Origin of the sequence: Streptacidiphilus sp. PB12-B1b (genome assembly GCF_014084125.1) — a bacterium.
Classification (GTDB): domain Bacteria; phylum Actinomycetota; class Actinomycetes; order Streptomycetales; family Streptomycetaceae; genus Streptacidiphilus.
This window is the reverse complement of the sequence record NZ_CP048405.1, coordinates 6,380,724-6,401,720: the sequence shown is the minus strand read 5'-3', so window position 1 is coordinate 6,401,720 and position 20,997 is coordinate 6,380,724. Positions and strand designations below refer to the sequence as shown.

General features: G+C 72.7%; 19 protein-coding genes. 17 read left to right on the top strand and 2 right to left on the bottom strand.

The features are described 5' to 3' along the window. Nucleotides 1-47: 47 nt before the first annotated feature. The gene (gene ftsY / locus GXW83_RS27755; RefSeq protein WP_182445795.1) at nucleotides 48-1,262 is read left to right on the top strand and encodes a signal recognition particle-docking protein FtsY; all 1,215 of its coding nucleotides are present in this window, start codon (nucleotides 48-50) and stop codon (nucleotides 1,260-1,262) included. A gap of 79 nt (nucleotides 1,263-1,341) precedes the next feature. On the opposite strand, the gene GXW83_RS27750 is transcribed toward ftsY, so the two are convergent. After that, nucleotides 1,342-1,926, bottom strand: coding sequence for a bifunctional DNA primase/polymerase (locus tag GXW83_RS27750; protein ID WP_182445794.1), 585 nt, complete (start codon nucleotides 1,924-1,926; stop codon nucleotides 1,342-1,344). Between the two features lie 477 nt (nucleotides 1,927-2,403). On the opposite strand from GXW83_RS27750, the gene GXW83_RS27745 reads away from it, so the two are divergent. The 7 genes from GXW83_RS27745 to ftsH all read left to right on the top strand — a co-directional run bounded on the left by GXW83_RS27745 (nucleotide 2,404) and on the right by ftsH (nucleotide 12,876). Beyond that, nucleotides 2,404-3,861 carry a hypothetical protein gene (locus GXW83_RS27745; protein WP_182445793.1) on the top strand — a complete coding sequence of 486 codons (1,458 nt, stop codon included), beginning with the start codon at nucleotides 2,404-2,406 and terminating at the stop codon, nucleotides 3,859-3,861. A 317-nt stretch (nucleotides 3,862-4,178) separates the two neighbouring features. Next, nucleotides 4,179-5,540, top strand: a complete 1,362-nt coding sequence (locus GXW83_RS27740; RefSeq protein ID WP_182445792.1) for an ammonium transporter — start codon at nucleotides 4,179-4,181, stop codon at nucleotides 5,538-5,540. Continuing rightward, on the top strand, nucleotides 5,537-5,875 hold the full coding sequence (locus GXW83_RS27735) for a P-II family nitrogen regulator (RefSeq protein ID WP_182445791.1): 339 nt from the start codon (nucleotides 5,537-5,539) through the stop codon (nucleotides 5,873-5,875). The genes GXW83_RS27740 and GXW83_RS27735 overlap by 4 nt, the downstream gene beginning before the upstream one ends. 209 nt (nucleotides 5,876-6,084) lie before the next feature. Further along, entirely contained in the window at nucleotides 6,085-8,595 is a 2,511-nt protein-coding gene (locus GXW83_RS27730; protein WP_182445790.1) for a [protein-PII] uridylyltransferase, read from the top strand. 142 nt (nucleotides 8,596-8,737) lie between these two features. Then, a complete protein-coding gene (ffh, locus tag GXW83_RS27725; protein ID WP_182445789.1) occupies nucleotides 8,738-10,285 on the top strand; it encodes a signal recognition particle protein in 1,548 nt (515 codons plus the stop codon). Between the two features lie 86 nt (nucleotides 10,286-10,371). Further along, nucleotides 10,372-10,890, top strand: coding sequence for a GNAT family N-acetyltransferase (locus tag GXW83_RS27720; RefSeq protein WP_182445788.1), 519 nt, complete (start codon nucleotides 10,372-10,374; stop codon nucleotides 10,888-10,890). Between the two features lie 63 nt (nucleotides 10,891-10,953). Beyond that, entirely contained in the window at nucleotides 10,954-12,876 is a 1,923-nt protein-coding gene (gene ftsH / locus GXW83_RS27715) for an ATP-dependent zinc metalloprotease FtsH (RefSeq protein ID WP_182445787.1), read from the top strand. A gap of 55 nt (nucleotides 12,877-12,931) precedes the next feature. Here ftsH and GXW83_RS27710 read toward each other — a convergent pair whose 3' ends face one another. Further along, a complete protein-coding gene (locus GXW83_RS27710; RefSeq protein ID WP_182445786.1) occupies nucleotides 12,932-13,750 on the bottom strand; it encodes a class I SAM-dependent methyltransferase in 819 nt (272 codons plus the stop codon). A gap of 202 nt (nucleotides 13,751-13,952) precedes the next feature. Between GXW83_RS27710 and proS the strand changes: the two genes are divergently transcribed. The 9 genes from proS to lepB (GXW83_RS27665) all read left to right on the top strand — a co-directional run bounded on the left by proS (nucleotide 13,953) and on the right by lepB (GXW83_RS27665) (nucleotide 20,963). Then, complete coding sequence (proS, locus tag GXW83_RS27705; RefSeq protein WP_182445785.1) at nucleotides 13,953-15,365, top strand: proline--tRNA ligase; 1,413 nt, start codon at nucleotides 13,953-13,955, stop codon at nucleotides 15,363-15,365. 311 nt (nucleotides 15,366-15,676) lie between these two features. Further along, the gene (locus GXW83_RS27700) at nucleotides 15,677-16,282 is read left to right on the top strand and encodes a hypothetical protein (protein WP_182445784.1); all 606 of its coding nucleotides are present in this window, start codon (nucleotides 15,677-15,679) and stop codon (nucleotides 16,280-16,282) included. 172 nt (nucleotides 16,283-16,454) lie between these two features. After that, nucleotides 16,455-16,895, top strand: a complete 441-nt coding sequence (gene rpsP / locus GXW83_RS27695) for a 30S ribosomal protein S16 (RefSeq protein ID WP_182445783.1) — start codon at nucleotides 16,455-16,457, stop codon at nucleotides 16,893-16,895. 3 nt (nucleotides 16,896-16,898) lie between these two features. Next, complete coding sequence (locus GXW83_RS27690; protein ID WP_182445782.1) at nucleotides 16,899-17,138, top strand: RNA-binding protein; 240 nt, start codon at nucleotides 16,899-16,901, stop codon at nucleotides 17,136-17,138. A gap of 97 nt (nucleotides 17,139-17,235) precedes the next feature. After that, nucleotides 17,236-17,826, top strand: coding sequence for a ribosome maturation factor RimM (rimM, locus tag GXW83_RS27685; RefSeq protein WP_182445781.1), 591 nt, complete (start codon nucleotides 17,236-17,238; stop codon nucleotides 17,824-17,826). Between the two features lie 13 nt (nucleotides 17,827-17,839). Next, nucleotides 17,840-18,664 (top strand): tRNA (guanosine(37)-N1)-methyltransferase TrmD, encoded by an 825-nt coding sequence (trmD, locus tag GXW83_RS27680; protein ID WP_182445780.1) that lies wholly within the window; start codon nucleotides 17,840-17,842, stop codon nucleotides 18,662-18,664. A 161-nt stretch (nucleotides 18,665-18,825) separates the two neighbouring features. Continuing rightward, entirely contained in the window at nucleotides 18,826-19,176 is a 351-nt protein-coding gene (gene rplS, locus GXW83_RS27675; RefSeq protein ID WP_182445779.1) for a 50S ribosomal protein L19, read from the top strand. A gap of 37 nt (nucleotides 19,177-19,213) precedes the next feature. Beyond that, nucleotides 19,214-19,936: a signal peptidase I gene (lepB, locus tag GXW83_RS27670; RefSeq protein WP_182445778.1), complete on the top strand. Its 723-nt coding sequence runs from the start codon at nucleotides 19,214-19,216 to the stop codon at nucleotides 19,934-19,936. Continuing rightward, nucleotides 19,929-20,963: a signal peptidase I gene (lepB, locus tag GXW83_RS27665; protein WP_182445777.1), complete on the top strand. Its 1,035-nt coding sequence runs from the start codon at nucleotides 19,929-19,931 to the stop codon at nucleotides 20,961-20,963. The genes lepB (GXW83_RS27670) and lepB (GXW83_RS27665) overlap by 8 nt, the downstream gene beginning before the upstream one ends. Nucleotides 20,964-20,997 lie beyond the last annotated feature (34 nt).

Below are 20,997 nucleotides of genomic sequence, written 5' to 3'. Positions count from 1 at the left end.
CCGGCGCTGCCCGTTCCCGCACGGACGTACCGGATACTGGGGAAGCCATGGAAATCATCATTCTTACCGTAGTCATCGCGGTGGTCCTCCTCGGAGCCGCCGCCGGTCTCGTCGTCAGCGGCAGGCGGCGCAAGCAGCTGCCGCCACCGCCGGCCGACACGTCGCTGGGCGCTCCGACGCGCCCGGCCCCGGTCGAACGCAAGCCCGAGGGCAGGCCGGCACCGGAGCCGGAGGCCGAACCGGCCGCCGAGCCCGCCGCCCGGCCGGAGCCGGCCGCACCCGCCGAGGCGGAGCCGCAGGCCCCGGCGGCGCCCGCGCTGGACGTCCCCGAGCCCACCGCCGGCCGCCTGGTGCGGCTGCGCTCGCGGCTGTCGCGTTCGCAGAACTCCATGGGCAAGGGCCTGCTCGCCCTGCTCTCCCGGGACCACCTGGACGAGGACACCTGGGAGGAGATCGAGGAGGTCCTGCTGACCGCCGACGTCGGCGTCGCGCCCACGCAGGAGCTGGTGGAGCGGCTGCGCACCCGGGTGAAGGTGCTCGGCACCCGCACCCCGGACGACCTGCGCGCGCTGCTGCGCGAGGAGCTGGTGGCGCTGGTCGACCCGACCATGGACCGCTCCCTGCACACCGCCCGGCACAGCGAGGAGCAGCCGCCGCGCCCGGCCGTGGTCCTGGTGGTCGGCGTCAACGGCGTCGGCAAGACCACCACCAGCGGCAAGCTGGCCCGGGTGCTGGTCGCCGACGGCCGCACCGTGCTGCTGGGCGCGGCCGACACCTTCCGTGCCGCCGCCGCCGACCAGCTGCAGACCTGGGGCGAGCGGGTGGGCGCCCGCACCGTGCGCGGCCCCGAGGGCGGCGACCCGGCCTCGGTGGCCTTCGACGCGGTCAAGCAGGGCATCGCCGACGGCGCCGACACCGTCCTGGTGGACACCGCCGGCCGGCTGCACACCAAGACCGGCCTGATGGACGAGTTGGGCAAGGTCAAGCGGGTCGTCGAGAAGCACGGCCCGGTGGACGAGGTGCTGCTGGTGCTGGACGCCACCACCGGCCAGAACGGCCTGGTCCAGGCGCAGGTCTTCGCCGAGGTGGTGGACATCACCGGGATCGTGCTGACCAAGCTGGACGGCACCGCCAAGGGCGGCATCGTGGTCGCCGTGCAGCGCAAGCTGGGCGTGCCGGTGAAGCTGATCGGCCTGGGCGAGGGCGCGGACGACCTGGCGCCGTTCGAGCCGGGCGCCTTCGTGGACGCGCTCATCGGCTGAGCCGCCGCCACCGCCGAGCCGTGACCGACGCCGCGGGCCGCCTCCCTCCCAGGGGGCGGCCCGCGGCGTTCCGCCGCCTTCAGCGCCTGCCGACCAGTCCGGCGACGCCCCGGTGGCAGGCGTACGCCAGCGTCCCCAGCAGCAGCCGGGCCTCCGGCGGGCGGGCCGCACTCTCCGGGGTCGGTGGTCTCAGCCAGCGGGTGAGCGCGGTCGGCGGCGCGGGCACCGAGCCGCCCACGCCGTGGCAGCGCAGGTCGAGCGCGGCGTCGTCCCAGCCGGTGCGGTAGAGCAGGTCCGGCAGGGTCTCGGCGGTGTGCGGGGCGACCAGGAACAGCGCCCGCCCGGCCGCGGCCAGCACCGGCCCGGGCCGGTGGCCCATCCGCTCCAGCCGGACCAGCGCCTGCAGGCCGGGCTGCTCGGGCACGTCCAGCACGTCGAAGCCGCCCCCGGTGCGCAACCGCACCTCGGCCCCGGGGTGGCGCAGCCACAGGTCGGCGATCTGCGCGGGGCTGCTCGCCGCCGGGAGCTCGGCCCCGGCCAGGGTCGCGGTCCAGCCCGGGTGCAGCGTGTACTCGGCCACCGCCCGGCACCGCCCGGCGTGCGCACGGCCGCGCACGCCCAGCGAGCGGCCGCCGAAGATCGGGGTATCGAACAGGATGTCCAAGTCCACTCACCACCAACAGGTATGGGGGGCCGATGGTTACGCCGGGGGGCGCGGCGGGGGGTGCGATTCGCTGCGGGGGCGCGTGCTCCGTGCCCGTGCTCCAGCTGCGCGGAGGGGTTTGGGTCGATCATGTTGTGCCGACCGCGCGGATGGGGGAGGGTCGAAGCGCGAGAGCGGGCACACACGCGTCCGAGATCCAGTGAAGCGCGCCGGGAGCGCCGGAAGTTCACCCCCAGGGGTGGCGAAAGGTGGCGTTTCGCCGGGCGAACTCCCCCGGATGGCAGCGAGCGCGCTACGTTCACTCCGCAAGGCAGGAACTCCTCCGCCTCATGGGTATGCCAGCGGCAACTGCGGTCAAGTCGCCTTTCGGGCAGAACTCATGACGGAGTGTTGGATCTGCGGATCAGGCTCGGACCTCCCGGCTGACGGGGCGTCACGGGCGCCAGTGGCGGGTGAGCCCGGGATGGGGGCGTTCCGGTGGGCGAGAAGCAACCCAACGAGCAGCTGACGGCGTGGTTCGTCAGGAGCGGTTGGTCCAAAGGCGAGTTGGCGCGGCAGGTGAACCGCCGCGCGCGGCAGATCGGTGCGAGCCATGTCAGCACCGACACCTCCCGGGTGCGCCGCTGGCTGGACGGGGAGTGCCCCCGTGAGCCGATTCCGAAGATCCTCTCCGACCTGTTCTCCGAGCGCTTCGGCTCGCTCGTCAACATCGAGGACCTCGGCCTGCGCGCCACCGTCCAGCTGACCCCGGGCAGCGGCGTGGACCTCCCCTGGAGCGGCCCGCAGACCGTCCAGCTGCTGTCCGACTACTCGCGCAGCGACCTCATGCTCAACCGCCGCGGCTTCCTCGGCACCTCGCTGGCGCTCACCGCCGGCACCGCCCTGATCGAACCCATGCAGCGCTGGCTCGCCCCCGCAGCCAACGGCAGGCCCACCCCGATACTCGCCGCCGCCCGCGAGGGCGCCCAGCCCACCGGCCGGATCTCCGGTCCCGAGCTGGACCTGCTCGAGTCCACCGTGGTCATGTTCCGCCAGTGGGACGCGCAGAACGGCGGCGGCCTGCGCCGCAAGGCGGTCGTCGGCCAGCTGCACGAGGTCTGCGACCTGCTCCAGGAGAGCTACGCCCCGGAGGTCACCCGGCGGCTGTTCCAGACCACCGCCCAGCTGGCCCACCTGGCGGGCTGGATGTCGTACGACATAGGGATGCACCCCAGCGCGCAGAAGTACTACGTGCTGGCCCTGCACGCGGCCAAGGAGGCGGGCGACCGCCCCTTCGGCGCGCTGATCCTGTCGGACATGTGCCGCCAGATGATCCACCTGAACCGCGGCAACGACGCCCTGGAGCTGATCCACCTGGCCCAGTACGGCAGCCGGGACACGGCCACGCCGCGCACCCAGTCGCTGATGCACGTGCTGGAGGCCCGGGCCTACGCCAACCTCGGCGAGGTCAACAAGTGCTACCGGGCGGCCCGGCTGGCCGAGGACTCCTTCCGCGACATCAACGCGGGGGATCCGGAGCCCGACTGGATCTCCTTCTTCTCCGAGGCCGAGCTGAACGCCGAGAACGCCCACTCCTACCGGGACCTCAGCTACCAGACCGGCCGCAGCCAGACCTACGCGCTGCAGTCCCAGCCGGTGATGGAGCGGGCCGTCGAGCTGTTCTCCCAGGATCCGGGCCACCAGCGCTCGTACGCCCTCAACCTGATCGGCATGGCCAGCGTCCACCTGCTGCAGAACGAGCCCGAGGCCGCCGCCGCCTCCGCCCAGCAGGCGGTGGACATAGCGGTACGCATCCGCTCCGAGCGGGTCAACACCCGGCTCCGGAAGACCACCGAGGCGGCGCTGGGCGAGTTCCGCGACGTCTCCGAGGTCAAGCGGCTGCGCGAGCGGATCGACCAGGACCTGCCCGAGTTCAACCGCCAGCAGGCCGTCTGAGCGCCCCGGCGACAGGCCCCCGGGCAGGCCCGCGGCAGGCTGTTTTCGGCCGTCGGCGGTCCCTCGAGTTCCGGCCGCGAAAACCTTCCACACTCGGCTCCCCCACGCCAGGTCTGCGGGACGGTTTTCGCGGTCGGCCTTTTTCCTGGGCGTTCACCGCCGCGTAACAGCGGCGTCAGCTTCGTCACCTTCCGGAAACACGTCGGCGCGTCGGCCGAAACCGCTCCTTGTCAATCTCCTCTTCAACAGCCGACGGCTCCGGTGGTACGGGACGGGATACCGGGGAACGGAGCGGCTCAACACTCGAGGAGACGCCGATGCCCAACGGCTTCAGCGGCGGAGACACCGCTTTTGTGCTCATAAGCGCGGCACTGGTCATGTTGATGACACCCGGCCTCGCCTTCTTCTACGGCGGCATGGTCCGGGCCAAGAGCGCCCTGAACATGCTGGTCATGAGCTTCATCGCCCTGGGGATCGTCACGGTGCTCTGGGTGCTGTTCGGCTTCTCGCTCAGCTTCGGCCCTGATGCCTTCCACGGCCTGATCGGAAATCTGCACTACCTGGGCATGCGCAACATCGGAATGAACAAGCTCTACCTGGGCTACGGAATTCCGATCTTCGCACTGTCGGCCTTCCAGTTGATGTTCGCGGTCATCACCCCGGCGCTGATAAGCGGTGCCATCGCCGACCGCACCCGCTTCGCCGCCTGGGCCCTGTTCGTGGCCCTGTGGACGACCCTGGTCTACTTCCCGGTCGCGCACTGGGTGTTCTACAGCGACAGCGGCAAGGGCGGCTGGCTGGTGGACCACGTCGGCGTGCTCGACTTCGCCGGCGGTACCGCGGTGCACCTCAACGCCGGTATGGCCGGTCTGGCCCTGTGCCTGGTGCTGGGCAAGCGGGTCGGCTTCAAGAAGGACCCGATGCGTCCGCACAGCCTGCCGCTGGTGATGCTCGGCTCCGGGCTGCTCTGGTTCGGCTGGTTCGGCTTCAACGCGGGCTCGGCGCTCTCCGCCAACGGCCTGGCCGGCGTCGCCTTCATGAACACCCAGATCGCCACCGCCGCCGCGATGATCGGCTGGCTGGCCTTCGAGCGGATCAGGCACGGCGCCTTCACCACCCTCGGCGCGGCCTCCGGCGCGGTGGCCGGCCTGGTCGGCATCACCCCCGCCTGCGCCTACATCAGCCCGCTCGGCTCGGTCGCGCTGGGCCTGATCGTCGGCGCCCTGTGCGCCTACACCATCAGCCTGAAGTTCAAGTTCGGCTTCGACGACTCGCTCGACGTGGTCGGCGTGCACGCCGTCGGCGGCGCCACCGGCGCCCTGCTCATCGGCTTCTTCGCCACCGGCAGCCTGGGCTCCCCGGCCAAGGGCCTGTTCTACGGCGGCGGCCTGGACCAGCTCGGCAAGCAGGCCATCGGGGTGGTCTCCGTCGGCGCCTACTCCTTCGTGATGGCCTACATCCTCGGCAAGCTGATCGAGAAGACCATGGGCTTCCGGGTGCCGGAGGAGGTCGAGGTCGCCGGTATCGACCTGGCCGAGCACGCCGAGTCCGCGTACGACTTCAGCGCCCTGGGCAGCGCCCTCTCCAAGGAGCTGGCGTCCCCCGTCAAGGTGGCCAAGGATGAGCCCGAGGCAGTCGCCGCCGGAGCGGTCGACGCCGGAACGAAGGTTGAGGCATGAAGCTCATCACCGCAGTCATCAAGCCGCACCGCCTGGACGAGGTCAAGGACGCCCTGCAGGCGTTCGGGGTCCACGGGCTGACCGTCACCGAGGCCAGCGGCTACGGCCGGCAGCGCGGCCACACCGAGGTCTACCGGGGCGCCGAGTACACCGTCGACCTCGTCCCGAAGGTCCGGATAGAGGTCCTCGCCGAGGACGACGACGCCGACGGACTGGTGGATGTCATCGTCAAGGCCGCCCGCACTGGCAAGATCGGTGACGGCAAGGTCTGGAGCGTCCCGGTGGAGACCACCGTCCGGGTGCGCACCGGAGAACGCGGCCCCGACGCGCTGTGAGCCCCACCGGGCGCCGGACGCAGTAGAGGCCGCAGCAGAGCGGTCACAACAGAACGGTCATAACAGAACGAGGCAGTGGCGGGGGAGACGGGCGACGGAGCCCGGCTTCCCCCGCCGCCGCGTACCGCCCCGCCGGAGGCACCGGAGCCGCAAGGCACCGGCGCCGCACCGGCTGTTTGCGTATTTCGGCACCAGCCACGGGAGACCCGTTGACGGATCGGCAGCAGGCGCAGGCAGGCCAGACCCCCACCACCCCGACGACCGCCCCCGGGTCCGACCGGGCCCCGGAGCCGAGCGGCTACGCCGCCCAGCGGCTGCACCTGCTGCGCGAGGACCCCCGCACCGGGGCGGAGCGCCGGGCCGCGCTGGCCGAGCTGACCGACCGCTGGCTCTCCGGCCTGTTCTCCACCGCCGCCGACGGCCTCACCGGCGTCGCCCTGGTCGCCGTCGGCGGCTACGGCCGCGGCGAGCTGTCCCCGCGCAGCGATCTCGACCTGCTGCTGCTGCACGACGGCAGCGCCAAGGGCGCCGCCGTGCCCAGGCTCGCCGAGCAGATCTGGTACCCGGTCTGGGACAACGGCATCGCCCTGGACCACTCGGTGCGCGACCTGGGCACCGCCCGCAAGGTCGCCGCCGCCGACCTGAAGGCCCAGCTCGGGCTGCTGGACGCCCGGCACCTGGCCGGCGACCCCGGCCTGACCAGCGCGCTGCGCTCGGCCGTCCTGGCCGACTGGCGCGCCGACGCCGCCCGCCGCCTGCCCGAGCTGCACGAGCTGTGCCGGGAGCGGGCGGAGCGCCACGGCGAGCTGTCCTTCCTGCTGGAGCCCGACCTGAAGGAGGCCCGGGGCGGCCTGCGCGACCTGACCGCGCTGGACGCCGTCGCCGCCTCCTGGATCGCCGACGCGCCCCGGGCCGGCCTGGACGCCGCCGGGGCCCGGCTGCGCGACGTCCGCGACACCCTGCACCTGGTCACCGGCCGCGCCACCGACCGGCTCATGCTCCAGGAGCAGGACCAGGTCGCGGCCGAGCTCGGGGTCCTGGACGCCGACATCCTGCTGCGGCAGGTGTACGAGGCGGCCCGCACCGTCGCCTACGCCGGGGACGTCACCTGGCGCGAGGTGGACCGGGTGCTGCGCTCGCGCAGCGGCAGGGTCCGCCGCAGTTCCCGCTTCGGCTTCGGCGCACCGGGCCGGGGGGCCTCCGGCCGCGCGCCGGTCGAGCGCAGCCCGCTCGCCGAGGGCGTCGTCGAGCAGGACGGCGAGGCGGTGCTGGCCGCCGGGGCCCGACCGGGGACCGATCCGGTGCTGCCGCTGCGCGCCGCCGCGGCGGCGGCCCAGGCCGGGCTGCCGCTGGCGCCCTCGACCGTGCGCCGGCTGGCCGCCGAGGCCCGGCCGATGCCGGTGCCGTGGCCGGACGAGGCCCGCGAGCAGCTGGTCACGCTGCTGGGCGCGGGCGAGAGCGCCGTCCCGGTGTGGGAGGCGCTGGAGGCCGAGGGGCTGGTGGCCCGGCTGCTGCCGGACTGGGACCGGGTGCGCTGCCGCCCGCAGCGCAACGCCGTCCACCGCTGGACGGTGGACCGGCACCTGGTGGAGACGGCGGTGCGCGCCGCCGCGCTGACCCGCCGGGTCGCCCGCCCGGACCTGCTGCTGGTGGCGGCGCTGCTGCACGACATCGGCAAGGGCTGGCCGGGCGATCACTCCGAGGCGGGCGAGGTGATCACCCGGGACGTCGCCGCCCGGCTGGGCTTCCCCAAGCCGGACGTCGACACCCTGGCGCTGCTGGTCCGGTACCACCTGCTGCTGGTGGACACGGCCACCCGGCGGGATCTGGACGATCCGGCGACGGTGGCGGCGATCACCTCCGTGGTCGGCAGCACCGGCGTGCTGGAGCTGCTGCAGGCGCTGACCGAGGCCGACGCGCTGGCCACCGGTCCGGCCGCGTGGAGCAGTTGGCGGGCCGCCCTGGTCGGGGACCTGTCCCGGCGGGCGGCGGCCGCGCTGGACGAGGCGTCACAGGCGGCCCCGGCCCCGGCCGCCGGGCAGGGCTCGGCCGAGCCCTCGGCGGAGGAGGAGCGGCTGGCGGTGGAGGCCGCCCGCACCGACGGCCCGGTGCTGTCGCTGCGGGCCGAGTCGGAGCTGTCCGCCGATCCGACCACCGAGCCCATGGGCGTGACGCTCACCCTGGCGCTGCCGGACCGCCCGTCGGTGCTGCCGACCGTCGCCGGGGTGCTGGCGCTGCACCGGCTGACGGTCAGGTCGGCGGCGATCCGCGAGCTCGACCCGATCGGCGCGGGCCCGGTGCTGGCCCTGACCTGGCAGGTCGCCGCCGAGTTCGGGGAGCTGCCGGAGGCTGCGCGGCTGCGCGCGGACATCCGCCGGGCGCTGGACGGCGGCCTGGACGTCACCCGCCGGCTGGCCGAGCGGGACGCCTCCGCGCCCCGCCGCCGGGGGAGCGCGGCCCCGCCGCCGCGGGTGACGGTGGCGGCGGGCGGCTCGGCCAAGGCCACGGTGCTGGAGGTGCGGGCGCACGACGCCCCGGGGCTGCTGCACCGCATCGGGCGGGCGCTGGAGGCCACCGGGGTGCGGGTGCGCACGGCCAGGATCTCGACGCTGGGCGCGGACGCGGTGGACGCCTTCTACGTCACCGGGGCCGACGGCCGCCCGCTGCTGCGGGAGCGGGCGGCGGAGGTCGCCCGGGCGGTGGAGCGGGCCCTGTCCTGACCGGTGCCGGGCCGGGGCGCGGGGCGGCGTTCCGGCCATCCGGCATCCGCCGGGGGCGGGTGGGTTCGGTACCGCGCGCGGCCGGATACCCTGGGGGGCGACTGTTCCATCCGTAACCGAGCCACGAGGACCCGCGACCGACGTGTTCGACACCCTTTCCGACCGCCTCGCAGCGACGTTCAAGAACCTCCGTGGCAAGGGGCGGCTGTCCGAGGAGGACATCGACGCCACCTGCCGTGAGATCCGCATCGCCCTGCTGGAGGCCGATGTCGCGCTTCCGGCGGTGCGCGCGTTCATCAAGCAGGTCAAGGAACGGTCGCTGGGCGTCGCCATCGCCGGTGGTCTGAACCCGGCCCAGCAGGTCATCAAGATCGTCAACGAGGAGCTGATCAGCATCCTCGGCGGCGAGACCCGCCGCCTGCGGTACGCCAAGACCGGCCCGACCGTGATCATGCTCGCCGGCCTCCAGGGCGCGGGCAAGACCACGCTGGCCGGAAAGCTCGGCCACTGGCTCAAGGAGCAGAAGCACACCCCGCTGCTGGTCGCCTGCGACCTCCAGCGCCCCAACGCGGTGACCCAGCTGGGCGTGGTCGCCGAGCGGGCCGGGGTGGCGTTCTTCGCCCCCGAGCCGGGCAACGGCGTCGGTGACCCGGTGAAGGTCGCCCGCGACTCCATCGAGTACGCCAAGACCAAGCAGTACGACGTGGTCATCGTCGACACCGCCGGCCGCCTCGGCATCGACGCCGAGCTGATGCAGCAGGCCGCCGACATCCGGGCCGCGGTCAACCCGGACGAGGTCCTGTTCGTCGTCGACGCGATGATCGGCCAGGACGCGGTCACCACCGCCCAGGCGTTCCTCGAGGGCGTCGACTTCACCGGCGTGGTGCTGTCCAAGCTCGACGGCGACGCCCGCGGCGGCGCCGCGCTGTCGGTGGCGCACCTGACCGGCCGCCAGATCATGTTCGCCTCCAACGGCGAGAAGCTGACCGACTTCGACGCGTTCCACCCGGACCGCATGGCCTCGCGCATCCTCGGCATGGGCGATGTGCTCAGCCTGATCGAGCAGGCCGAGAAGACCTTCAACCAGGACGAGTCCGCCAAGCTGGTCTCCAAGCTGGCCAGCAAGGGCGGCAAGGAGTTCGGCCTCGGCGACTTCCTGGGGCAGCTGGAGCAGGTCGCCAAGATGGGCTCCATCTCCAAGCTGCTGGGGATGCTGCCGGGCATGGCGCAGATGCGCGACCAGATCAACAACATCGACGACCGGGACGTCGCCCGGGTCGGCGCGATCATCAAGTCGATGACCCCGGCCGAGCGGGACGACCCGAAGATCATCAACGGCTCCCGCCGGGCCCGCATCGCCAAGGGCTCGGGCGTGCACGTCTCCGAGGTCAGCGGCCTGGTGGAGCGCTTCTTCGAGGCCCGCAAGATGATGTCGGCGATGGCCGGCGGCAAGGGCATCCCCGGGATGCCCGGCATTCCGGGCATGGGCGGCGGCGGTGCCCGCAAGCCCAAGCAGCAGAAGCAGGCCAAGGGCAAGCAGAAGTCCGGCAACCCGCTGAAGCGCGCCGCCGAGCAGAAGGCGGCGCTGGAGCGCAAGGCCGAGCCGCAGCCGGGCGCCGCCTTCGGCCCGGGCGCGGCCCAGCTGCCGGACAACTTCGAGCTGCCCAAGGAGTTCAAGGACCTGCTCTGAGCGGCCCCGCTCCGCAGGCCCCGACGCACGGCCGCCCGCCCCGCAACCGGGGGCGGGCGGCCGTGCGTGTACGCGATGATGGCCGGATGCGAGTGGAGATCCGTACCCCGAAACTGTCCGACGCCGCCAGCTACGCCGCCGCCGTCCGGCGCTCCGCCGAGCACGTGGGGCGGTGGAACCCGGTGGAGCCGGACGGCCTGGTCGACCTGGTACGCCGTCAGGGTGAAACGCTGCACACCTTCCTGATCCTCGACCTGGAGGACGGCGGCCTGGTCGGCACCTGCAACGTCGCCAACATCGTCCGCGGCCGCTTCCTGAACGGCACGCTGGGCTACAACTCGTACCTCCCGTACAACGGCACCGGGCGGATGACCGAGGGGATGCGGCTGGTGGTCGACCGCTGCTTCGCCCCGCAGCCCAGGGGCGGCCTGGGGCTGCACCGGCTGGAGATCAACGTCCAGCCGGAGAACGGCCCCTCGGTGGCGATGGCCGGGCGCCTGGGCTTCCGGCACGAGGGCACCACCCCGCGGATGCTGTTCCTGCAGGACGCCTGGCGCGACCACGAGCGGTTCGCGCTGACCTCGGAGGAGTGGCCCGGGGTCTGACGCCGCGTGGGCGGGCGGCGCCGGTGCTGGCAGCGGGTATGGAATGTCCGTATTGTCATAAATATGACCAGTCCTGTGCCGCCCCGCCAGAGTCCCGACAAGCTGTGGCGGTCGGAGGGCGCCCCGCCGCCACCGCCTGCGCCCCCGGGCAGGCGGCCGCGCGGCAGCTGGATCCGGCTGGTGCTGTTCGCCGTCGTCATCTACCTGCTGGCCGACCTGCTGCTCAGCCTCTTCGGCAACGGCGGCAGCACCAGCATCACCTACACCGAGTTCACCAAGCAGCTGAACGCCGGCCAGGTCTCCGAGATCTTCGCCAAGGGCGACACCATCCAGGGCAAGCTCAAGAACGCCCAGCCCAAGCCGGACGGGGGCAAGGGCAGCTACACCGAGTTCACCACCCAGCGCCCGGTCTTCGCCGAGGACAATCTGTGGGCCGTGCTGGAGGCCAAGGGCGTGGTGGTGGACGCCGAACCGGTCGTCAAGGAGCGCAGCTTCCTGGTCAACCTGCTGATCTCGCTCGCCCCCATGCTGCTGCTGGTCGTGGTCTGGCTGCTGGTCGCGCGCAGACTCGGCAGCGGCGGCATGGGCGGGCTGGCCAGGAAGGGCCCGCCCAAACCGGTCACCCCCGGCCCCGGCGAGCGGCGCACCACCTTCGCCGACGTGGCCGGCATCGACGAGGTCAAGGCCGAACTGACCGAGGTGGTCGACTTCCTGCGCAACCCCGAGGTCTACCGGGCCATGGGCGCCAAGATGCCCCGCGGCGTCCTGCTCACCGGCCCGCCCGGCACCGGCAAGACCCTGCTCGCCCGGGCCGTCGCCGGGGAGGCCGGGGTGCCCTTCTTCTCGGCCTCCGCCTCCGAGTTCATCGAGATGATCGTCGGCGTCGGCGCCTCCCGGGTGCGCGAGCTGTTCGCCGAGGCCCGCAAGCTGGCCCCGGCCATCATCTTCATCGACGAGATCGACACCATCGGCCGCGCCCGCGGCGGCAACGCCATGGGCGGCCACGACGAGCGCGAGCAGACGCTCAATCAGATCCTCACCGAGATGGACGGCTTCTCCGGCTCCGAGGGCGTCGTGGTGATCGCGGCCACCAACCGGGCCGAGGTGCTCGATCCGGCGCTGCTGCGCCCCGGCCGCTTCGACCGCACCGTCGTGGTCAGCCCGCCCGACCGCGAGGGCCGCCGCGCCATCCTGGCCATCCACACCCGGGACGTGCCGCTGGCCCCCGACGCCGACCTCGACCAGGTCGCCCGGATCACCCCCGGCATGACCGGCGCCGACCTGGCCAACCTCGCCAACGAGGCCGCGCTGCTGGCGGTCAAGCACGGGCTCACCCAGGTCGGCGCCCGGGAGTTCTCCGACGCCCTGGAGAAGGTCCAGCTCGGCGCGGTCCGCGCACTGGTCATGCCCGCCGAGGAGCGCCGCCGCACCGCCTACCACGAGTCCGGGCACGCGCTGCTGGGCATGCTGCACCCCGGCGCCGACCCGGTGCGCAAGATCACCATCGTGCCGCGCGGCCGCGCCCTGGGCGTCACGCTCTCCACCCCGGACGCCGACCGCTACTCGTACACCGAGGAGTACCTGCGCGGCCGGATCATCGGCGCGCTCGGCGGCATGGCCGCCGAACAGGTCGTCTACGGCGTGATCACCACCGGCGCCGAGAGCGACCTGGAGCAGGTCACCACCATCGCCCGGGGCATGGCCGGACGCTGGGGGATGAGCGAGAAGGTCGGGCGGCTCACCGCCATCCCCGGCGACAGCCAGGGCGCGTACGGCCTCTCCTCCGCCCCGGCCACGCTGGACGCGGTCGACGGCGAGGCCCGCCGGATCGTCGCCGAGTGCTACCAGGAGGCCTGCCGTCAGCTCACCGACCAGCGGACCAGGCTGGACGCGCTCGCCGACGCGCTGATGGAGCACGAGACCCTGGACGAGGAGGCCGCCTACCGCGCCGCGGGACTGCCGCGCACCGCCAAGTCCGGCGGCTGAGCCCGCGCCGCCGGGCCGCCGGACTGCCGGGCCGCCGCATCGTCGGCGGGACGCGCTACCGGATCCGCTCGGCCAGGGTGTAGCGGAAGACGTTCTCCATCCGCACCGAGCCGTCCCGCCGCAGGTACGGGTGGAGCGCCTCGACCACCTCCTTGCGCACCTGCTGCTCGCCGGAGTACCCGGTGGCCGCGTCGAACACCCCGGTCGACAGCAGCCCGCGGACCGCGCTGTCCAGATCCGGGTAGGCGAACGGGCAGCACACCCGGCCGCCGCCGCCCAGCCGCAGCCCGGCCCGCTCGACCAGGCGCTCGACCGCGCCCGGCCCGCTCAGCGCGAACGGCGCGTACGGGTCGCGCCGCAGCGGGTCGGCCAGCCGCCGCGCCACCGATAACACCGCCGCGCTCTGGCACCGCTCCGGCGGCCCCCAGGTGGCCAGCGCCACCGAGCCCCCGGGCACGGTCAGCCGGGCGGCGTCGCGGACCAGCGCCTGCGGATCGGCGGTGCACGACAGGTGCTCGAAGGCGGTCACCAGCGAGTGCGCCGGGGCGTGCCCCCCGGCGTCCGGGGCCGGCGCCAGCTCCCGGTAGACGTCGCCCAGCACCCGCAGCGAGCGGTCCTGCGCCAGCGAGCGCAGCTCCGCCTCCGGCTCCAGGCCGACCACCTCCGCGCCCCGGGCGGCGGCCAGCAGCAGCGCCAGCCCGGAACGGCAGCCGAGCCCCAGCACGCTGGTCGCCGGGCCCACCTCCAGCCGCTGGTACACCGCCTCGTAGAGCGGCACCAGCATCCGCTCCTGGATCTCCGCCCAGTCGCGCGCCCGCTGCTGCGCCCGCGTGCGCCGGGTGCCCGTGCCACTTGCCACCAATGCGGAAGCCATCACGTCGGCTCCTTCGAATACGGACCTGCCGCGAGGGGGTGAGGGCGGTACGGCACCGGGCCCCACGCCCTCCAGACAACTCCGACCCGGGCCGGGAGTCCAGAGCGCGGAGGTATTGAAAACCCGCCGCCGCCGTGCGCCGCCGCCCGCCCCTCGGCAAGCGGTTCGGCTGCCCCGCCCACGGCGGGATACCATTCGCCCCATGGCAAAAGCTCCCGTTCTCACCCCCCAGGCGGACGATTTTCCCCGCTGGTACCAGGATCTGATCAACAAGGCCGAGCTGGCCGACAACGGTCCGGTGCGCGGCACCATGGTCATCCGACCGTACGGCTACGCGCTGTGGGAGCGGATGCAGCAGGAGATGGACGCGCGGATCAAGAAGGCGGGCGCGCAGAACGCCTACTTCCCGCTGTTCATCCCGCAGTCCTACCTGACCCGCGAGGCCGAGCACGTCGAGGGCTTCGCCCCCGAGCTGGCCGTGGTCACCCACGGCGGCGGCAAGGAACTGGAGGAGCCGGTCGTCGTCCGGCCCACCTCCGAGACCATCATCAACGAGTACTTCTCCAAGTGGGTGCAGAGCCACCGGGACCTGCCGCTGCTGATCAACCAGTGGGCCAACGTGGTCCGCTGGGAGCTGCGCCCGCGGGTCTTCCTGCGCACCACCGAGTTCCTCTGGCAGGAGGGCCACACCGCCCACGCCACCTACGAGGACGCCCGCGACTACGCCTCGCACATCCACACCGAGGTGTACGGCGACTTCATGACCAACATCCTGGGCATCGACGTGGTTCTCGGCCGCAAGACCGCCAAGGAGCGCTTCGCCGGGGCCATCAACACGCTCACCCTCGAGTCGATGATGGGCGACGGCAAGGCCCTGCAGATGGGCACCAGCCACGAGCTGGGCCAGAACTTCGCCAAGGCCTTCAACACCCAGTACCTCTCCAACGGCAGCGAGCGCGAGTACGTCTGGCAGACCTCCTGGGGCAGCTCCACCCGCATGGTCGGCGGCCTGATCATGTCGCACGGCGACGACAACGGCCTGCGGGTCCCGCCGCGGCTGGCCGCCACCCAGGCCGTGGTGCTCGCCATCAAGGGCGACGACGCGGTGATCGCCAAGGTCCGCGAGATCGGCGCGCAGCTGGAGGCCGCCGGGGTGCGCGTGGTCGTGGACGACCGCACCGACACCCCGTTCGGCCGCCGCGCGGTGGACTGGGAGCTGAAGGGCGTCCCGGTCCGGATCGAGGTCGGCCCGCGCGACCTGGAGTCCGGCACCGCGATGCTGGCCCGCCGCATCCCCGGCGGCAAGGAGCCGGTGGCGGCGGACGCGCTGGCGTCGCTGGTCCCCGGCATCCTGGAGGAGGACCAGGCGCTGCTGCTGCGCCAGTCCCGTGAGCGCCGCGAGAGCCGCACGGCCGAGGTCTCCACCCTGGGCGAGGCGGTCGAGGCGGCCGCCACCGGCTGGGGCCGGATGTCCTGGGCCGAGCTGGGCCCGGAGGGCGAGCGCAAGCTGGCCGAGCAGGGCGTCTCGGTGCGCTGCCTGGTGGCCGAGGACGGCTCGGTCCCGGCCGCCGACGACCAGCCCGGCAACGTCGCAATCGTCGCCCGCGCCTACTGATCCGTGCCCGCCGGTCCGCGCGGACACCCGTTCCGCGCGTGCCGACGGCGCTGATCTCACTGGCTGAGACGGTTGTCCGCCGATTTCCGTAGAGAATGTGGTCCGCTTCCTTCCTCCGGGAAGGCGGCGGGCCACCGGCGTTTTCGGCCGCCCCGCGCGGTGAAACCGCAGGTGGGGGCGGGTGCGGCCGAAGTCGGGGCAGGTCGGCGGCCAGTGCCGGAGGAACGATTCGGCGGCCGTTCGGCTCAGGCCGTCCACGCTGATCTCGTCATCCCCGGAACATGACGGGACCTTCCCTCGTTTGGCGTTGCGTGAGCACGACACAACAACCTCTGGTCCTCGCGGCCGAGCTGGCCCTCGCCTGGGGCGACATCCAGCGCCACCACCCCGACCTGCCCAACCTCGCGGCCCCGGAGTCCCTGATCGGGGAGTCCTCCTCGGCCTGCGGGTCCGAGCTGGGCTTTGAGCGGCTGCTGCACGAGGCAGCCCACGGACTCGCCGCCGCCCGCGGCATCCGGGACACCTCGCGCGCCGGCCGCTACCACAACCGCCGGTTCCTGGCCCTCGCCGACGAGCTGGGCCTGGACCACGCCGCCGATCCGCACGCCAGCAGCGGGTTCTCGCTGGTGACGCTGCGGCCGGAGACGCGGGAGCGCTACGCGGACACCATCGACCGGCTGCAGGCCGCGCTCGACGTCCACGCCGCCGCCACCAGCGGCTCCGGCGCCGACCGGGTGCGCAGCTTCCGGGGCCCCTCGGCGCGGCACGGCTCCTCGGGCGGAGGCGTCCGGGTCAAGGCCGTCTGCGACTGCGGGCGCAACGTCCGGGTGGTCCCCTCGGTGCTGTCCCAGGCCGCGATCGTCTGCGGCGCCTGCGGTCAGCCCTTCCGGATCGCGGACGGAGCAGCCCAGGCGTGACCGCGCGGGAAATCCGGCAGCCGACCTATGGCAGAATGGACAGCTGAGTACTCGGCAGCCGAGCAGGACCCCTCTCTCCTCCGGCTGACGTGTCCGTCGAGCAACCTGCAGCCGCAACCCCACGTGGAATGCGCGGTTGCTCACCCACGTCAAATCCAGGAGAACCACTCCCGTGGCAGTCAAGATCAAGCTGAAGCGTCTCGGCAAGATTCGCTCCCCGCACTACCGCATCGTCGTCGCCGACGCCCGCACCAAGCGTGACGGTCGCGCGATCGAGGAGATCGGCGTCTACCAGCCGACCTACGACCCCTCGATCATCAAGGTCGACAACGAGCGCGCCCAGTACTGGCTGAGCGTCGGCGCCCAGCCGACCGAGGCCGTGCTCGCCATCCTCAAGCTCACCGGTGACTGGCAGCAGTTCAAGGGCCTTCCCGCCCCGGCGCCGCTCAAGGTCGCCGAGCCCAAGGTCACGGACTTCTCGCACCTCTTCGCCAAGGCCGTCGCGGGCTTCGAGGACTCCACCACCGGCGTGGCGATCACCCCCAAGGCCAAGAAGTCGGACAAGAAGGACGAGGCCGCGGCCGAGTCCGACGCGCCCGCCACCGAGGCCTGATCCATGCTCGAGGAAGCCCTCGAACACCTGGTCAAGGGCATCGTCGAGAACCCGGACGACGTCCAGGTGCACTCGCGTGAACTTCGCCGGGGCCGCATCCTCGAAGTGCGCGTGCACCCCGAGGACCTCGGCAAGGTCATCGGCCGGGGCGGCCGTACCGCGCGTGCCCTGCGCACCGTGGTCACCGCCCTCGGCGGTCGCAGTGTCCGCGTCGACCTGGTCGACGTGGACGGCGTGCGATAGATCAGAAGGCAACGCTCGGGGCCGGTCGGGACGTCACGTCCTGACCGGCCCCGAGCCCTTTGCGTGTCATTTCCGTGTCCAGAGGAGAAGGATCACCGTGCAGCTCGTCGTCGCCCGGATCGGCCGGGCCCACGGCATCAAGGGGCAGGTCTCGGTGGAGGTGCGCACCGACGAGCCGGAACTGCGGCTCGCGCCCGGCGCGGTGCTGGCCACCGACCCCGCCTCGGCCGGCCCGCTCACCGTGGCCGACGGGCGTGTGCACAGCGGACGGCTGCTGCTCCGGTTCCAGGGGATCGACGACCGCAACGGCGCCGAGGCGCTGCGCGGCACCCTGCTGATCGCCGAGGTCGACCCGGCGCAGACCCCGGACGATCCGGAGGAGTTCTACGACCACCAGCTGATCGGCCTGGAGGTCGTCCTCGCCGACGGCACCCCGGTCGGCGAGCTGGCCGCGGTGCTGCACCTGCCCGCGCAGGACCTGCTGTCGGTGAAGCGCCCGGACGGGAGCGAGGCGCTGGTGCCGTTCGTCCACGAGATCGTCCCGGAGATCGACCTCGACCGGCGCCGGGCGGTGCTCACCCCGCCGCCGGGCCTGCTCGACCCGTCCCAGGCGGAGGTCGCCTCCGCCCGCGCGGACGAGCCGGACGCCGACGTAGACACCGCCGACGCCGACGCCGAGTCCGAGTAAGGGGCTCCGAGGCTTGCGCATCGACATCGTCACCATCTTTCCCGAGTACCTGGAGCCGTTGAACGTCTCCCTGGTCGGCAAGGCCCGCGCCCGGGGCCTGCTGGACGTCCGGCTGCACGGGCTGCGCGAGCACACCGCCGACGTGCACCGCACCGTGGACGACTCCCCGTACGGCGGCGGCCCCGGCATGGTGATGAAGCCCGAGCCCTGGGCGGCCGCGCTGGACGGCGTCACCGCCTCGGCCGGTCCCGCCGACGGCGAGGCCCCGACGCTGGTGGTGCCCACCCCCAGCGGCCGGCCGTTCACCCAGCAGCTGGCCCAGGAGCTGGCCGGACGCCCCTGGCTGGCCTTCGCCCCGGCCCGCTACGAGGGCATCGACCGCCGGGTGATCGACGACGCCGCGACCCGGATGCCGGTGGTCGAGGTCTCCATCGGCGACTACGTGCTGGCCGGCGGTGAGGTCGCGGTGCTGGTCATCGTCGAGGCGGTGGCCAGGCTGCTGCCGGGCGTCCTCGGCAACGCCGAGTCGCACCAGGACGACTCCTTCGCCCCGGGCCGGATGGCCGACCTGCTGGAGGGCCCGGTCTACACCAAGCCCGCCGAGTGGCGCGGCCTGCCGGTGCCGGAGGTCCTGCTCAGCGGCAACCACGGCAGGATCGCCCGCTGGCGGCGCGACCAGGCGTTCGCCCGCACCCTGGCGATGCGCCCGGACCTGCTGGAGCGCTGGGACCGGTCCGCGATGGACAAGCACGACCTGCGCGCGCTGGCCGAACTGGGCGTCCACTGGGACGAGGCGCAGGCGCGGTTTAGGCGCACGGCGAGCGGTGTGGAAGAATAGGCGGTCGCTGCCTGTCCTCGGCCGCCGCCGACTCCTCGGAACCGGCCGGTCGGCCCGGCGCCCCTGCCACGGGGGAGACGCCGTCAACCGGGTGACACACAGCACAACCATTTCACGCTACTTTCCGTGGGTGGCCCGTGGCGCCTGCGATGGAGACAAAAATGAGCAACCTGCTCAGTGCGGTCGACGCGGCCTCGGTCCGCAGCGACATCCCGTCCTTCCGCCCCGGCGACACCGTCAACGTCCACGTGCGCGTCATCGAGGGCAGCCGCTCGCGTGTGCAGCAGTTCAAGGGCGTTGTCATCCGTCGTCAGGGTGACGGCATCCGCGAGACCTTCACGGTCCGCAAGGTCAGCTTCAACGTCGGCGTGGAGCGCACCTTCCCGGTGCACACCCCGGTCGTCGAGAAGATCGAGGTCGTGACTCGTGGCGCCGTCCGCCGCGCCAAGCTGTACTACCTGCGCGACCTGCGCGGCAAGGCCGCGAAGATCAAGGAGAAGCGCGACCGCTGAGGTCGTCCTCACCGCGGTGCCATAAGCTACTGCGGCCATGGAGACCCAAGAAGCGCCCGAGGACCGCGAGTCCCCTCCCGATCCGGCCGACGCCGGAGCCCCGGAGGAGCACTCGCGGTCCTCTGCCGTTCGCGGACTGCTGCGCGACGCCGCGGTGCTGGTCGTGGTCTGCGCGCTGGCACTGTTCCTGGTCACCCGGTTCGTGGCGGAGCCCTTCTCGATCCCCAGCGGGTCGATGGAGGGCACCCTGAAGGTCGGCGACCGGGTGGTCGTGGACAAGCTGGCGTATCGTTTCGGCGCCCCCAAGCGCGGCGACGTCGTCGTCTTCGACGGCCGGGGCTCCTTCATCACCGCCAACTCGGCCGACCCGGACGACAGTTCGGGGAACGACTTCGTCAAGCGGGTGATCGGCGTCGGTGGCGACACGGTGACTTGCTGTGACCGCAGCGGCCGGGTGAGCGTGGACGGCGTTCCGCTGGACGAGTCCGCGTACCTCTTCCCCGGCGACGCCCCCTCGACGGTGCCCTTCTCGGTGAAGGTTCCTTCGGGCACACTGTTCGTGCTGGGAGACCACCGCTCCCAGTCGCGGGACTCCCGTGACCACCTGGGCGACCCCGGCGGCGGCTTCGTACCCGTCGACAGGGTGATCGGTCGAGTCGACTGGGTGGTGTACCCGGTCGACGACTGGCGCTCGGTGGACCGTCCGCAGATCTTCGCCGTGCTTGAGTCAGAGCTGCGGAAGGGCGCCGTACGTGGGTAGCAGGGGCAGGAGCGGCGCGCCGGAGCGCCCCGCGGCGGAGGGCGAGCGGGGCTCGCGCGCCGAGCGGGCGTCGCGCCCCGACAGCGGCTCGCGCCCCGGGACCGGTTCGCGCTCCGATACCGGTTCGCGCTCCGAGCGGGCCGGGCGCGGGCGCGCGGACCGGCGCCGGGCCGCCCGGCGCGCGCAGCGCCGCAGACGCCGCTCGCTGATCCGCGAGATACCCCTGATCATGGTGGTCGCGCTGCTGATCACCCTGATGCTGCAGACCTTCTTCGTGCAGGTGTTCTCGATCCCGTCGGGCTCCATGCAGAACACCATCGCCATCGGCGACCGGGTGGTCGTGGACAAGCTCTCGCCCTGGTTCGGCTGGAAGCCCCAGCGCGGCGAGGTAGTCGTCTTCAACGACCCCGACAACTGGCTCTCGGACGACCCGGTGCCCAAGGACGGCCCGGTCCTGGGCGCGGTCAAGACCGCCTTCACCTTCGTCGGACTGCTGCCCTCCGACCGCGACCTGATCAAGCGGGTGATCGGCGTCCCCGGCGACACCGTCGCCTGCTGCGACAGCAAGGGGCGCGTGACCGTCAACGGCAAGCCCCTGGACGAGCCCTACGTGTTTCCTGGGAATCCGCCGTCGCTGATCACCTTCAAGGTGAAGGTCCCGGCCGGGAAGATCTGGGTGATGGGCGACCACCGCGACATCTCCGCGGACTCCCGCTACCACATGTCCGACGCCACCGGCGGCTTCGTCCCGGAGAAGGACGTGGTGGGGCGGGCGGTCGCGGTGGTCTGGCCGTTCTCGCACTGGCGCACGCTGCCCGTCCCGCAGACGGCGCCCCCGGCCGCGGCGTCGGCGGTCCCAGGACAAAGTCTTCGTCAAGTATCGTCCGCAGCGGTGCTCGGGCCGATTCCCGGGGAACTTCCGCTCGTTATGGGTGTGGCTGCGTCTGCCTCCTCCCGCTTCCGCAACTGGCGGCGTCGGCGAGGCCGACGGTCGCGGACAGCGGCTCCACCAGGCGGCAGCGCCTGACGACAGTAGTGATGAGCGGACGCTGGGCGTCCGC